General features: G+C 64.0%; 12 protein-coding genes. 7 read left to right on the plus strand and 5 right to left on the minus strand.

Annotated features, from left to right (window positions below; genetic code table 11):
• Positions 1 to 75: 75 nt before the first annotated feature.
• Positions 76 to 504, plus strand: a complete 429-nt coding sequence (locus tag IV500_RS15605; protein ID WP_196397733.1) for a phage holin family protein — start codon at positions 76 to 78, stop codon at positions 502 to 504.
• On the opposite strand, the gene IV500_RS15610 is transcribed toward IV500_RS15605, so the two are convergent.
• Both IV500_RS15610 and IV500_RS15615 read right to left on the minus strand, forming a co-directional pair.
• Positions 501 to 2,204 carry a hypothetical protein gene (locus IV500_RS15610; RefSeq protein WP_196397734.1) on the minus strand — a complete coding sequence of 568 codons (1,704 nt, stop codon included), beginning with the start codon at positions 2,202 to 2,204 and terminating at the stop codon, positions 501 to 503. The two genes, IV500_RS15605 and IV500_RS15610, sit on opposite strands and share 4 nt — an antisense overlap.
• Positions 2,201 to 2,536 carry a hypothetical protein gene (locus IV500_RS15615; RefSeq protein ID WP_196397735.1) on the minus strand — a complete coding sequence of 112 codons (336 nt, stop codon included), beginning with the start codon at positions 2,534 to 2,536 and terminating at the stop codon, positions 2,201 to 2,203. The genes IV500_RS15610 and IV500_RS15615 overlap by 4 nt, the downstream gene beginning before the upstream one ends.
• Positions 2,537 to 2,753: 217 nt before the next feature.
• Here IV500_RS15615 and purB point away from each other — a divergent pair, with 217 nt between their 5' ends.
• Entirely contained in the window at positions 2,754 to 4,205 is a 1,452-nt protein-coding gene (gene purB / locus IV500_RS15620) for an adenylosuccinate lyase (RefSeq protein ID WP_196397736.1), read from the plus strand.
• A 268-nt stretch (positions 4,206 to 4,473) separates the two neighbouring features.
• Positions 4,474 to 6,000, plus strand: coding sequence for a mannitol dehydrogenase family protein (locus IV500_RS15625; RefSeq protein ID WP_196397737.1), 1,527 nt, complete (start codon positions 4,474 to 4,476; stop codon positions 5,998 to 6,000).
• 55 nt (positions 6,001 to 6,055) lie between these two features.
• On the opposite strand, the gene xylB is transcribed toward IV500_RS15625, so the two are convergent.
• Both xylB and IV500_RS15635 read right to left on the minus strand, forming a co-directional pair.
• Positions 6,056 to 7,474 carry a xylulokinase gene (gene xylB, locus IV500_RS15630; protein WP_312875953.1) on the minus strand — a complete coding sequence of 473 codons (1,419 nt, stop codon included), beginning with the start codon at positions 7,472 to 7,474 and terminating at the stop codon, positions 6,056 to 6,058.
• Positions 7,471 to 8,412 (minus strand): sugar-binding transcriptional regulator, encoded by a 942-nt coding sequence (locus tag IV500_RS15635; RefSeq protein WP_196397738.1) that lies wholly within the window; start codon positions 8,410 to 8,412, stop codon positions 7,471 to 7,473. Before IV500_RS15635 ends, xylB begins: the two co-directional genes overlap by 4 nt.
• A 127-nt stretch (positions 8,413 to 8,539) precedes the next feature.
• On the opposite strand from IV500_RS15635, the gene IV500_RS15640 reads away from it, so the two are divergent.
• From IV500_RS15640 to IV500_RS15655, 4 genes are read left to right on the plus strand one after another with little or no spacing between them, the layout of a single operon-like run.
• Positions 8,540 to 9,934: an ABC transporter substrate-binding protein gene (locus IV500_RS15640; RefSeq protein ID WP_196397739.1), complete on the plus strand. Its 1,395-nt coding sequence runs from the start codon at positions 8,540 to 8,542 to the stop codon at positions 9,932 to 9,934.
• The gene (locus IV500_RS15645; RefSeq protein WP_196397740.1) at positions 9,934 to 10,881 is read left to right on the plus strand and encodes a carbohydrate ABC transporter permease; all 948 of its coding nucleotides are present in this window, start codon (positions 9,934 to 9,936) and stop codon (positions 10,879 to 10,881) included. The genes IV500_RS15640 and IV500_RS15645 overlap by 1 nt, the downstream gene beginning before the upstream one ends.
• Positions 10,882 to 10,896: 15 nt before the next feature.
• Positions 10,897 to 11,760, plus strand: a complete 864-nt coding sequence (locus tag IV500_RS15650; protein WP_196397769.1) for a carbohydrate ABC transporter permease — start codon at positions 10,897 to 10,899, stop codon at positions 11,758 to 11,760.
• Positions 11,757 to 12,779: an NAD(P)-dependent alcohol dehydrogenase gene (locus tag IV500_RS15655; RefSeq protein ID WP_230855051.1), complete on the plus strand. Its 1,023-nt coding sequence runs from the start codon at positions 11,757 to 11,759 to the stop codon at positions 12,777 to 12,779. Before IV500_RS15650 ends, IV500_RS15655 begins: the two co-directional genes overlap by 4 nt.
• 35 nt (positions 12,780 to 12,814) lie before the next feature.
• On the opposite strand, the gene IV500_RS15660 is transcribed toward IV500_RS15655, so the two are convergent.
• Positions 12,815 to 14,683: a glycoside hydrolase family 2 protein gene (locus IV500_RS15660; protein ID WP_196397771.1), complete on the minus strand. Its 1,869-nt coding sequence runs from the start codon at positions 14,681 to 14,683 to the stop codon at positions 12,815 to 12,817.
• Positions 14,684 to 14,736 lie beyond the last annotated feature (53 nt).

A 14,736-nucleotide genomic window follows, 5' to 3' on the forward strand; every position in this document is an offset into this window, starting at 1 on the left:
AGTTCCAGCTTATCGCCGGGATCCCTGCGGTCGCGGGCCAATGTCGCATCGCCGCCCGATGTGGGATTATGACGGATGGGTAAATTCATTGTCCGCGTCCTGATCAACGCCCTGGCGCTGTGGATTGCCAGCGCTCTGCTTCCCGGCCTGCAGATTTATTCCAGCGGAGCCGATGGATTGGTGCCCGGTAACAGCGCGGCCGGCACCGTCCTGGCCTTCATCGCCGTGGGACTCATCTTCGGCATCGTCAATGCTCTCGTTAAGCCGATCGTGAAGCTGCTGTCGCTGCCCATCACCTTCCTCACACTGGGTCTTTTCACCATCATCATCAACGCAGCAATGTTGTGGCTGACCTCCTGGCTGAGCGGGTACACGCCCGTTCACTTCACCATCGACGCCTTCTTGTGGACCGCGGTACTTGCCGCAATTGTCATCAGCGTCGTGTCGATGATCGCCGGCGCGCTCACAGGCATCAACCGGCGAAGCCTCAGCAGCGGCCGCTAGTCCCGTTTTTGCCCCCGGTCTCTTTTCCTCAGGTTCACGTCCGTGCCCTGATAGACGTACTTGCGGTAGCTCACGGCTCCGGTCAGGGCCGCAGGTCCCAGAAACTGCTGTAGAGCCTCCTTGTGCGCCACTACCGAAACGTTCCCGCTGCGATCCAGCTCAGCGGCGTCGTCAAGGTAATAATCCAGGCTGTGCGCATTGGCCACCAGTTTCCCGGGGTCGGCCAGCGAACTAGAAGGACGTCGACCGGAAGTGACGCTCACCCAGTCCGCCGTCTCCGGCGGCGGGGCCAAGTCGGCAGCCGTAACTATGTCATCCACATTTTCCAGATCCATCACGTGGATCCCGGGGTGCACGTGTTGATTCGCCCCAGGTGCGCCGGCAATGTTGATGATCCGGACGTTGACCTCGGCCAGGAATGCCGGGTTGGCGGCCATGGCGGCGGCGTGGATTCCTCCTCCGCTGTGCCCGTTGATCATCACTGCGTCCCCTGCCGCCGCACCGGCATCGCGCAGCGCGGCCTTCACCCATTCCTCCACCAGCACCTGCCGCTGCGCGAACCCTGCACGCTGGGCGGAGGTAATGGCCTCCAGATCCCCCTCGACATCCCACGGGTTGGCGCCGTCCAGTGGCCACCACTGCTCCGTTCCCGGCAGGTCTGCTATCCACGCGGCGGTACCGTCGCCCCGATCCACCCGCTTAATCACAATTGCTGCCGGGGCCACCCGATAGGCGTCTCTGGAACCAGCCAGCGCGTCATGCAGTGTTGGTGCCATCGTCCCCACCGCAGTGTTGGTTGTCGCCGGGTCAGTTGTCGCCGGGTCAATTGCCGCCGGGTCAGTTGTCGCCGGGTGATCCGGAACAGGTCCGGCCCGCGGTCGTTGCGCCGGGGACCACTGTGCTGGGGGGAGCCGCTCCATCTTCAGGCCGCCGGGCACAAAGATCCCGCCGGAGTCCATCACGTGCCTTAGCCCGCTGGCCGCGATGACACCAGACGGTGGCAATGGTGCCGTTCGACCCGCGCCCGTCGTTGCCTGCGACGGTAAGAGGAGCGGGAACCCCAGCACTCCACTGAGGTAATCGGGGAGATGGCCTACGGCGTCTTGGGCCACATCGCGAAGGCCCCGCTGCTGTGCATCCTGCAGAATCGTAATCAGCTGAGCTCCGATAACCATGGGAGCCATCGGCAGCCCAAAAATGTGCAACTGCCAGCCGGACATGTTCGAATGCACTGCTTTGCCGCGGTCCAGCTGGGCCAGTGCCTGGTTTTCACTGGCCGCATAGCGGCTGGATGCCGTCCGGGCGTCGAGGGCGACAGCCTCCAACTCCATACGGCAGTCGCTGCAATCTGCGGCGGCACTGCGGAGTTCAGCAATCAGACCGAACGGGTATGGAGCCCAGGCCGGACTGCTGGTTTCGAAAAGGTTCAGGGCTCTGGCCGCTGCCTGTTCCACGGGAGCTAATTCGTCCGCGATTCGCTGCAGGGATGCGCTGGCCAGCATGATCTCGCCGAGCACGTAGCTGACCGATCCCACTCCTCCCCGCACGGTATAGCTGCCGGTCGGTGCTGTCAGGAACGCGGTGGGCGGTAGCGGACCGCCCGGCAGGCCAAACGGTGCTGGCCCCTTATCCGGCGGGCCCGGACTGCCGGATGCACCGTTCGGCGGATCTGCCGCAGACTCCCCGATTCGTTCGATCATCGCAGCAGGCCCGGTCCGCCGGTCCAAGCGAATGGATCCGGGCCAGTGTCATGCAAAGATTTTTCAAGCGCTACGGTACGGAGCTGTGCGGCATACTGCACCAGCATTGCCGCGGCATCCGAAAGCATTCCCGCCGCGTTCTGCATCCGCCGTTCCCGCTGCGCCAGAACCTCTCTGAACGCGGCGGCGGACGGCGATTCCCACCTCAACTGCCCCGCGCCATGTACCTGCAGGCGCAGTTCGTCCATTTCCGCTGCTGCCCGCAACAGTTCACCGGCAACGCACTCGACGTCCTCGGCCAGCATTGCCGACCGTGCCGCCGTCGTTATCATTTTTCCTCCTGCCGCAAGCGTTACACCCGACGCTAGGTCTCCGCGGGAACCGCCGACAGGGACCAGCGCTCAAGTGTGGAAAAGTCTCCCGATTGGAACCCTGTGCAGGGGGACCGTCGCCTGCCTGGCCGTTCCGCTGCCGTGGAGATGTCTGGTGCTGTCATAGTGGCAGGCGGCAAGCGGCAGGCGGCAGCCGACTTCATGAAAGAATTGCGGCATGTCTGAATCTGCCGTCACCACTGAATCCGCCGCCCGCACGCCCGCCGGACGCATCTCGTTGGCCGCTGCCGATGAGCGCATCGCCCTGGGGCCCCTCGACGGCCGCTACCAGGGCGCCGTCGCGCCGCTGGTTGATTACCTTTCCGAAGCGGCCCTCAACCGGGACCGGGTAGCTGTCGAGGTGGAATGGCTGATTCACCTCACAACGCAGCAACTGCTGCCGGGGACCACGGAGCTCAGCGATGCCCAGAAGGCGCAGCTGCGCGCCGTCGTGACCGGTTTTGATACTGCCTCGGTGGCGGAACTGGCGCAGCTGGAGAAGGTCACCGTCCACGACGTGAAAGCCGTGGAGTACTACCTGGGCCGCAGGCTGCCGGCTATCGGCATTGAGAACCTGACCTCGCTGGTCCACTTCGGCTGCACCAGCGAGGACATTAATAACCTCTCCTACGCGCTGGGCATTAAGGGCGCAGTCCAGGATGTCTGGCTGCCCGCGGCCCATGCTCTGGTGGCCAAAATTACGCAAATGGCCCAGGAAAACCGGGCGGTGCCGATGCTCTCCCGCACACACGGCCAACCCGCCACGCCCACCACGTTGGGCAAGGAAATCGCCGTGATGGCGCACCGGCTGGGACGGCAGCTTAAGCGGATCGAGAAGACGGAATACTTAGGCAAGATCAACGGTGCCACCGGAACCTACGCGGCACACTATGCCTCGGTGCCTTCGGTGGATTGGGAGCAGGTATCCCGGAGCTTCATTGAAGGCCTGGGTTTGACCTGGAACCCGCTGACCACGCAGATCGAGTCGCACGACTGGCAGGCCGAGCTGTACTCCGATATGGCGCGCTTCAACCGTATTCTGCACAACCTGTGCACGGATGTTTGGAGCTACATCTCGATCGGTTACTTCGCCCAGGTACCGGTGCCGGGCGCCACCGGATCCTCGACCATGCCGCACAAGGTCAACCCGATCCGCTTTGAAAATGCCGAGGCCAATCTGGAAATTTCCAGCGCCCTGCTGGATACCCTCGCAGCCACTCTGGTGACCAGCCGGTGGCAACGCGACCTCACGGATTCCTCCAGCCAGCGCAATATTGGCGTGGCGTTCGGCCATTCGCTGCTGGCCATCGGTAATGTTCTGGGCGGTTTGGGGAGGCTGGATACGGCCGAGGCCGTCCTGGCCGACGATCTGGAACACAACTGGGAAGTCCTCGGCGAGGCAATCCAGATGGTGATGCGCGCAGAGTCCATCGCGGGCGTTCCCGGGATGGAAAACCCTTACGAGCGGCTTAAGGATCTCACCCGCGGGCAGCGTGTGGATGCGGCTCGGATGCAGGAGTTCGTCTCCGGTCTGGGCCTGTCCACTAAGGCCGAGGCTCGCCTGCTGGCCCTCACACCGGGCGGCTACACGGGCATCGCAGAACGCCTGGTGGATCACCTGCAGGACTGAACGCACCCGATGAGTGTGGACGTGTATCGCGAGGCCGGAACCTTTCTCGAACGAGAACAGCAGGAGCGGGTTCGAGTACTCGTTTCTACTGCGATCGTATGATTTTGCCCGGTGGCAAGGGGCAGATCATCCGTTCGGCAGCGGGGCCGGCCAACCGCCGAGGCGAACGACTGTGGGCCATAAGGGCAACAAGGGAAACACTCATATGAGCGGTGCGGTATTGCTCATATGATACTGTGAGGAAAAACACCTGCTACAAGGAGACTCAATGCCGAAATTGTCCGCAGCCACGCTGCCCCTCCTGGCTCAACAGGCTCAACAGGCTCAACAGGCTCACCCGGCTCAACCGGCTCCTGAGGGCGGCAGCGCCGCCGTCCCGGGTTATGACCGCAGCACGCTGACGACCGGCATTGTCCACTTCGGCATGGGCGGCTTCCACCGGGCGCATCAGGCGATGTACCTGGACCGGCTAATGAACCAGGGAAAGGCATCGGACTGGGCAATTTGCGGCGTCGGCGTGCTGCCCCAGGACGAGAAGATGAAGCGCGTCATGGCGGAGCAGGACTGCCTCTACACGCTCCTGCTCAAGAACCCGGACGGGACCCGGGAGGCGCGGGTTATCGGCTCGGTGGCGCAGTACCTCTTCGCCCCCGACGATCCGGAGGCAGTAATTGAAAAGATGGCCTCGGCGGAAATCCGCATTGTTTCGCTGACCGTCACCGAGGGCGGCTACAACTTCCACCACGTCACCGGCGAGTTCGACGCAACCAACCCCGACGTAGTGCTGGATCTGCAGCCCGGGGCCGCGCCGCGGACAACCTTTGGCCTGATCACCGAAGCGCTGGCCCGCCGCCGCGCCCGGGGAATGACTCCTTTCACCGTGATGTCCTGCGACAATATCCAAGGCAACGGAGACGTGGCCCGGAAAATGTTCACGGCGTTTGCCACCCTCAAGGACCCGGAACTCGGTGCCTGGATGCAGACGGCGGTACTGTTCCCGAATTCCATGGTTGACCGCATTACGCCCGTCACTACGGAGGCGGACAGGGAATCGATCGCCGCGGAATTCGGCATCGAGGACCAGTGGCCAGTGGTCTGCGAACCCTTTGAGCAGTGGGTGCTGGAGGATCATTTCAGTCTTGGCCGGCCCCCCTATGAAGACGCAGGGGTGCAGCTGGTTAAGGATGTGGAACCGTACGAACTGATGAAGCTCCGGTTGCTTAACGCCAGCCATCAGGGCCTGTGCTATTTCGGTTATCTGGCCGGGTACCGCTATGCCCACCAGGTGGCCCAGGATCCGCTTTTTGCCCGGTTCCTGCTCGATTACATGGACAAGGAAGGCACCCCGACGCTCGCGGACCTGCCGGGCGTGGACCTACCGCTCTACAAGCGCACGCTGATCGAGCGCTTCTCCAACGAGTACGTCAGGGACACGCTGGCACGGCTGTGTGCGGAGAGCTCGGACCGGATCCCGAAGTGGCTGCTGCCCGTCGTCCGGATTAATCTGGCGAACGACGGCGACATCTTCCGTTCAGCGGGCATCGTCGCCTCATGGGCACGGTACGCCGAGGGCACCGACGAAAGCGGCGAGGCGATCGACGTCGTCGACCGCCTCAAGGAGCCGCTGATGGCCGCGGCTGCACGCCAGCGCGAGGACAAGCTGGCTTTTCTGGCCAACCGCGAGGTCTTCGGCGACCTGATTGACAGCGAACGCTTCGTGAGCGCCTACCTGCAGACGCTGGACACCCTGCACACCGCCGGCGCCCGCGCGGCCGTGGAGCAGCTCCTCCGGTAGCGGAGCCCTGCTGCCGAGGAGCCGGCTACGCGCCCCGCCGCAGCAAAAACCCGCACTAAACCCCATAAATGGTCTGTCGCGCCTGGATGTAGCGGCCGCGCACCTCGGCGCCCCAGCCGCCGTCGGGCTCAAAGGACGCCTCGATCCGCCGCTCCCACACCGGCAGCTCGCCGGTGGCGGCCCAGACTGCCTGACGGGCCGCTCCCAGCGCCACGTATTCATTAGCCACCGGTACCTCGACCGGCAGCCCGAAGACAGACGCCGCGGCCTGCCGCAGCGACCTCGATTTTGCCCCACCGCCAATCAGCAGCACGCGCTCCGCGGGCACGCCGTGCTCTTTCATCCGGTCAATTGCGTCGGCCAGCGAATTCAGCACGCCCAGCACCGAGGCACGTGCCACGTTCTCCGCCGTCATATTGGCACGGCTCAGTCCCAGCAGGCTGCCGTGCGCAGCCGGCAGATTCGGGGTGCGTTCACCGTCAAGGTACGGCAGCAGGAGAAGACCCTGCGCGGCCGGGTCCGCGGTCAACGCCAACGCATCCAACGAGGGCAGGTCAATCTGCAGCATCTGGGCGGCCGCGGCCATCACCCGGGCGGAATTTAACATGGCCAGCAACGGCAGGTGGTTGCCCGTGGCATCGGCGAACCCCGCGATCTGACCGCTCGGATCGCGGGTGGGCACCGACGATGTGCTGAAGACCGTCCCCGACGTTCCAATGGAAACCACAATCTCGCCCGGCTGCAGGCCAAGACCAAGCGCCGCGCCGGCATTATCGCCGGCGCCGGCGCCCAGCACGGCGTTAGCCAGCCCCCAGGCCGGAAGCACCGTGCCCGCCTGAGCAGAGGGACCGAGCACCACCGGCAGCGCCGGGACCCGGCCGAAGAAGCGCTGCAGCAGCGCGGGTCGGTAACTGTCCGTGACGGGGCTGAAGTAGCCAGTACCCGAAGCATCACTGCGGTCCGTTGTGAAACGGCCGGTCAGCTGAAAGTTCAGCCAGTCATGCGGCAACACCACCCGCGCCACCCGCGCAGCGGCCGCGGGCCGGCAGCGCGCCAGCCAGGCGAGCTTGGTCAGCGTAAAGGAAGCCACCGGCACCACGTTGACGGCGTCCACCCAGGCCCCGGCACCGAGGTCATCGCGCATACTTTGCGCGTCATCCGCACTGCGGATATCGTTCCACAGCAGCGCATCAGATACCGGCTCGTTCGCTGCATCGAGAGCGACCATGCCATGCTGCTGGGCGGCTACCGAAACAGCCGCTACCTCGGCGCCCAGAGCCGGAATGCCTGCGCCGTCCCATGCCTGGTGCAGCGCTGATGTCCAGATATGCGGGTCGATGGCTGTACCGTCCGGGTGCGCGGCGCTCGAGGCAGCGACGACCCGCCCGGTCCCGGCGTCCACGGCGAGCACCTTGCAGGACTGTGTTGAGGAGTCAACACCGACAACACACCTCACGGTGCTGACGCCCTTCACGCGGCCAGCTTGGCCCGGATAAGGGCGGCGGCCAGAGACTCGTCCGCGATTAAGGTGCTGACAATTCCCGCGGCAGCGGCGGCGCGGACTGCGGGGCTGCGCTCGGCTCCATGCCCGACGGCGACGACAGTGGGAGTGCGCTTGAGCTGGCTCAGGCTGACCGCAAGAATCCGGCTGTTTAGTTCCGTGACCACGGCCGATCCGGCCGCGTTGATGAGGCGTCCGGAGCATTCCGCGACCGCGCCGGCCACGACGCCCTGCTGACGCACGGCGTTGTCCACCCGATCCCAAACGGTGGAGAGATTGGGCGCCCAGGCCCCGATCGCTATGACGGCAAAATCCAGCGCGTCGGCCTTCCGCAGCGCCTGCGAGATCTCCGGCTGCTGCTTCAACCCCGCGGCGGTGGCGGCGCTGTCCACCACCAGCGGGGCCCACAGTGGCCAGGTCCGGCCGTTCGAGGCCTGCCCCAGGCGCTGGATCAGATCCAGCGGGTTTCCGCCGCCGCCCCCTGGGAGCGCGCCGGCGAGCTGGACGATGTCGCATTTGGGCAGTTCGGTGACGTAGCGTGCGGCCAGATCCAGGGTGCGGGACCAGGAAATACCCAGCGTCATTCCTGCCCTGACGCTCTCCATCAGTTCCTTGGCCACCGACCGCGCCAGCATGTCGCGCTGCTGCGCGTCATCGCCGGAGGTCTTAATGACGATGACTTTTCGGATGCCGAGCCACGCGGCCAGCTGATGCAGCTCCTTGGGCGGCATGGACTCGGGCGTGCGGACCTCGATGCGCACAATGCCTTCGGCGCGTGCCTCATCCAGCATGCGCGCCACCTGAAAACGGGAAATCCCGTAGCTGGTGGCGATTTCCACCTTGGACCGGTTGTCCAGATAGTAGTCCTTGCCGATCAGGGCAAGAAGCTCTTCATGCGTGGGCTGCGGCACGGCGGCTCTTCTTTCCGGTGAAACGAACGAGCATCAGCTCTTGCTCAAATGAGTGTATATGACTAGAGTCACTTTACAAATGAGCATTCAGTCACTCTCATATGAGCGTCTCAACTGAAGGGGAGCAATGAAGTTTCCACAGCACCACGGACATCGCCGCCGAACGCAGCAGGGGAAGACCCGGCTCGGCGCGCTGTTGGCCGGCGTCGCCGTCGTTGCCCTTGCGCTCTCCGGCTGCACAGCCGCAGGTGGCGAGGGTGCCAAAACCGATATTGTCGTGGCCATCGTCGCCAACCCGCAGATGAAGGATGCCGTTTCCCTGCAGGACGATTTCAAGGCCAAGCATCCGGACGTGAACGTGAAATTCGTGACGCTGCCCGAGAACGAGGCCCGGGCCAAGATCACCGCATCCGTGGCCACCGGCGGCGGCGAGTTCGACGTCGTCATGATCTCCAACTACGAAACCCGGATGTGGGCCGAGAACGGCTGGATTGAGGACCTCCAGCCGATGGCCGATGCCACGCCCGGCTACGACACGGCCGACTTCATCCCCACCATCAAGGATGCGCTCAGCTACCAGGGCGATATGTATTCGGTTCCGTTCTACGGGGAATCGTCCTTCCTGGTGTACCGCGAAGACCTGTTCAGGCAGGCCGGGCTGACCATGCCGGCGCACCCCACCTGGGCCGAAGTCAGTGCCCTGGCCAAAAAGCTCAACGATCCATCCAAGGACTTCGCCGGCATCTGCCTGCGCGGACTGGCCGGCTGGGGTGAGGTGATGGCCCCGCTGGACACCGTGATCAACACCTACGGCGGCCGATGGTTTGACATGGACTGGAAGGCCAGGCTGGACTCGCCGCAGGTCAAGGCCGCCGTCACGGACTACGTGGACCTGCTCAAAACGGCCGGCCAGCCCGGCGCCGCAACCAGCGGCTACGGCGACTGCATCACGCGCTACAGCCAGGGTAAGGCGGCCATGTGGTACGACGCCACGGCCATGGTCTCCAGCATTGAGGACCCAAGTTCCTCGCTGGTGGCAGGCAAGTCCGGGTACGCCCCGGCACCGGTAAAGGACACCAAATCCGCCGGCTGGCTGTACAGCTGGTCGTTGGCCGTCCCGACCACCACCAAGCACAAGGCCGCGGCCTGGGACTTCATCTCCTGGATGACGAACAAGGACTACATCAAGCTGGTGGGCAACAAGATCGGCTGGGAGCGGGTGCCCCCGGGCAGCCGCCAGTCCACCTACCAGATCCCCGAGTACGCCAAGGTGGCGCAGGCCTATGCGAAGCCCACCTTGGATGCGATGTACTCGGCAACACAGGAGACCAGCATGGTCAATCCCGTCCCCTACCCGGGCCTGCAGTTTGTCGGCATCCCCGAGTTCCAGGACCTGGGCACCCGGGTCAGCCAGCAGGTCTCGGCCGCGATTGCCGGACAGAAATCCGTTGAAGACGCACTCAAGCAGGCACAGCTCTATGCCGAACCCATTGCTGAGTCCTACCAACAAGGAGGAAAGTGATGGCCAGCACTCTCGTTGACCGGCACAATCTCAAACAACACAAGCTCAAGAATGCCAGAACCGAGGGTGGCCATTCCAAGGCGGAGGGCTGGCGGCGACGCGGCCCCCTGCTGCCGGCGCTGGTCTTCACGATCATCGTCACTCAACTGCCGTTCCTGGTCACCATCTGGTACTCGCTGCGCAACTGGAACCTGCTCCGCCCGGACGGCAACCAGTTCACCGGCCTGCAGAACTATGCGGACATCTTCATGGACTCCACGTTCCGCAGTTCGGCCGTAAACAGCATTGTCATCACCCTTGGCTGCGTCCTTGCCGCCATGGTGCTCGGAATCATCTTCGCGCTCCTGCTCGACCGCAGCTTCCGCGGCCAGGGCGTGGTGCGCACCATGCTCATCACCCCCTTCCTTATCATGCCGGTGGCCGGCGCGACGCTCTGGTCCGTGTCCATGCTGAACCCGAGCTTCGGTCTGGTGAACTGGGTGATCTCGCTGGTGGGCATCCCGCCGGTGGATTGGACGTCGTCGTACCCGGTGATCTCCATCCTGATGGCCTTGGTCTGGCAGTGGACCCCGTTCACAATGCTGCTGGTGCTGGCCGGCCTGCAGTCCCAGCCCAAGGACGTGCTGGAAGCGGCGCAGATTGACGGCGCCAGCTGGGGCAAGACGTTCCTTTGGGTCACGCTCCCGCAGCTGCGCCGCTACATTGAGCTCGGCGTCCTGCTCGGCACCATCTACGTGGTCAACACCTTCGACCAGATCTACCTGATGACCGCCGGCGGACCCGGCACGGCCAGCGCAAACCTGCCGTTCTACATCTACCAGCGGGCCTTTCTGGGCTTCGACATCGGCCAGGCAGCCGCGATGGGTGTTGTGGTGGTCATCGCCACCATCATCATCGCCACATTCGCCCTGCGCCTCATTTTCCGCAGCTTTGACGCAAAGGACTAAGCCGTGACCACCACCATGTCTCCCCGTTCCACCGCACCGTCCGCTGAGCGCAAGTCCCGTGAAGCCCGACGACGACTCAGTGGTTCCGCGATCACCACCGGCACGTGGGTGCTGGCCTTCATCTTCTTCGCGCCCGTGATCTGGCTGGTGATGACGGCCTTCAAGCAGGAATCGGTGGCCGCCTCCAACCCGCCCGTGTTCTTCTTTGTGCCAACGTTCGACCAGTTTGCGACCGTCCTGGACAACGGCGCGGGCAGCTACTTCCTGAACTCGCTGATCGCCACCGGCGTCTCCACGATTTTCGTGATCCTGCTGGCCGTACCGGCGTCATACGCATTGAGCATCCGCCCGGTGAAGAAGACCCAGGACGTGCTGTTCTTCTTCATCTCCACCAAGATGCTGCCTGTGGTCGCGGTGATCATGCCCATCTATGTGATTGCCGGACAGATCAAGGCCTTGGATAACATTTGGACGTTGGTGGTGCTGTACACCGCCATGAACCTGCCGATCGCCGTCTGGATGATGCGCTCCTTCTTCCAGGAAGTCCCCACCGAGGTCCTGGAGGCTGCCGCGATGGACGGTGCAGGCCTGATCAAAACCCTGCGTACTATCCTGATGCCCATGGTCACCCCGGGCCTGGCAGCAACGGCACTGATCTGTGTGATCTTTGCCTGGAACGAATTCTTCTTCGCCCTGAACCTCACCGCCGCCAATGCGTCCACGGTGCCCGTTTTCCTGGTCTCGCAGATGACCAGCGAGGGCCTGTTCCTCGCCAAGCTGTCGGCGGCCTCCGTGCTGGCGTCACTGCCGGTCGTGATAGCGGGCTGGGTGGCGCAAAAGCAGCTGGTGCGCGGCCTGTCCATGGGGGCGGTGAAATGACGACGACGATGAAAGTGTCGGTTCTCAGCGGTCCCTTCGATGCCGGTCACGGCAGCCTGCATGTGGAAGAACGCCCGATGCCGGTGCCGGGGCCGGGCGAGGTCCTGGTCCGGATCAAAGCGGTGGGCGTCTGCGGATCGGACACGCATTATTACCGGCACGGACGGATCGGTGACTACATCGTCGACCGACCCCTGGTGCTCGGGCACGAGCCTTCCGGGGTTATTGTCGCCCTCGGACCTGGAGTGCTGAACCGGGCCATAGGCCAGCGGGTATCCCTGGAACCGGGTGTCCCGGAACCGCTTTCCGCGCAGACCCTGGCCGGCCGCTACAATCTGGATCCCGATGTGCGGTTCTTTGCCACGCCGCCGGTGGACGGTGTTTTCGCCGAGTACGCCGTCCACCCCGCGGCGTTTTGCCATCCCGTTCCTGATTCCGTCTCCGACGACGCCGCCGCCTTGCTGGAACCGCTCAGTGTCGCGATCGCCGCCGGCCGCGCCGGCAAGGTGGGGCTCGGCGACAAGGTGCTGGTGGCCGGTGCGGGCCCGATCGGCCTGCTGGCGTCGAAAGTTGCCCAGCTGGCCGGCGCGGTCGTCACCGTCACCGATGTCCGTGCCGAACGCCTGGAGCAGGCCGAACGGTATGGTGCCAAACACAGCTACGCGGCCAACGCTGCCCCGCCCGCCGGAGCCGTATTCGATGTCTTCATTGATGCCACCGGTGCAGAACCCGCCGTCCTGGCCGGCCTGGCCCGGCTGGCACCGCGGGGCCGTTGTGTTTTGGTCGGGATGGGTGCAGACACCATCGCCTTACCCGTTCAGCTGGTGCAGGGCCGCGAACTCATGATCACCGGAACGTTCCGGTACGCCAATACCTGGCCCATCGCCGTCGGGCTCGCAGCAAGCTCCGCCGTGGATCTGGACGCCCTGGTCACTTCCGTGCACGGGCTCGACGATGTGGAAGCTGCCTTGACCGCCGGAGACAGCCCCGGCGCGCTCAAGGCGATAGTCCGGCCGTGACCCGGCACGGTGAGCGGGTACGTCCGCGCCGATAACTACGTCCTCGCGCGGCCGGTGTCTGCACTCACCGAACCGCCCTCGAGCAGCTCAATAGCAGCCGGGCGTGATTGAATCGCGCTGATCCGCGCAACATCAAGTTTGCGGCTGCGGTCGAAGTTGACGATGCCATTCTTCTCCTGGAAGACATCCGTCAACTGCGTGTAGCAGTAGCCGAACATCTGTGGATCATTAAGGAGGACTTCGCACAGACCCTTGAACCTGAGGTAGAACTCTTCTTCCGAACGTACCCGCTCGCCGTAGCCCCAGGATTTTTCCCGATCGGTCCCGGCTCTCCCATGCTGTCCGCCCTGATCCTGTGCCCCCTGATCCAGAGCCCCCTCATCCTGTGCCCCCTGATCCAGCGCGGCCAATAATGCTTCCTCCTCGTTCCACCAGATCCCGCCGAATTCGGAGACGAAATACGGCTGGCCACTGTACGGAACAGAGAGTTCTTCAGCACCATCGCCGCGGTTCAGATGCGGCATCCCCGCGGTCAGCCCGCTCTGCTCGGCATGGAACTTCTCCGGGTCCTGTTCATAGGAGTGGGAATCATAAATATCGCTGTTCCGGACCCGGTGCGCGTACCCGGAGGCGTCGATTACGGGCCGGGTCGGATCGGCCAGTTTGGTGGCCAGGAACATGGCCTGCGTGACGTCGTCCAGGACGGTGATCCGGTCGTGCAGCACCTGATGGGTCTCGTTGAGCGGACACCATCCGATGATGGACGGATGATTGAAGTCCCGTTGCAGGGCCTCGAGCCATTGCGCGACGAAGCTGGCGGTCGGTTTCTGGTTATGACCGACGGTTCCACCGCCGGAAACACCCCAGTCGCCGAACTCCCCCCAGACCAGGTAGCCCAGCCGGTCAGCGTGGTAAAGATAGCGCTCTTCAAAGACCTTTTCATGCAGGCGGGCGCCATTGAATCCGGCTGCCATGGCCAGCTCAATGTCCTTGATCAGCGCGGCGTCATTCGGCGACGTCATGAGCGATTCAGGCCAGTAGCCCTGATCCAGTACCAGCCGCTGAAAGACTGCTTTGCCGTTGATGCGGACCATTTTCCCATCGAGGGCCACCGAACGCACTGCGGCGTAGCTGCTGACATGATCGACGACGGCGCCATTCTGGTCCACGACCGAGACCTCAAGACCGTATAGATACGGGTCCTCAACCGACCACGGGCGCAACGCCTCCGGTGGAATGCTGAGCCGCACAGATGGCGTGAGATCGAGATCGGCCCGGGTCAGGGCCGTAATTGCCACCTCCTGCTCCCCGGTCAGGACCACCTTGACCGTGTGTCCTGCCCGGTTCCGGCTCAGTGGAACTTCGACGGTAAGGCTTGCCTGCGCGAGGTTAGGTGTCATCCGCAGACGTTTTACGTGCACGTCGGCAACCGCTTCCATCCACACCGTCTGCCAGATGCCCGTGGTGCGGGTGTATTGACAATGGGTGTTGTTGTACCAGGTGGCCTGTTTGCCCCGCGCCTGCATTTCATGGCGCGAATCGCGGGCCCGAACGACGATTGACGCCCGGGTTCCGGGCTCAGCCACGCCTTGCAGGTCCGCGCTGAACGGCGTGAATCCACCGCGGTGCCGGACGACTTCAACGTTGTTGACCCAGACCGTTGCGTCATGGTCGACGGCGCCAAAATGCAGGATCGCACGGTGACCGGCCCACGCCGGCGGTATGGTCACCGTGCGCCGATACCAGACCGCTTCCATGAAATCGACGTTTTCAATGCCGGAGAGCTGCGTTTCCGGAGCGAACGGCACCAGGATTTCCCCGGCAAGCTTGCGTGTACGGAGCCCGCGCTCAAGGCCTGAATCCCCGGCATCGATCTCAAAGTCCCACAGTCCGTTGAGGTTCATCCACCTGTCACGGATGAGCTGAGGCCGGGGGTGTTCGGGCTTGGGCAGGCTTG

Origin of the sequence: Arthrobacter terrae (genome assembly GCF_015708085.1) — a bacterium.
Classification (GTDB): Bacteria; Actinomycetota; Actinomycetes; order Actinomycetales; family Micrococcaceae; genus Arthrobacter_M; species Arthrobacter_M terrae.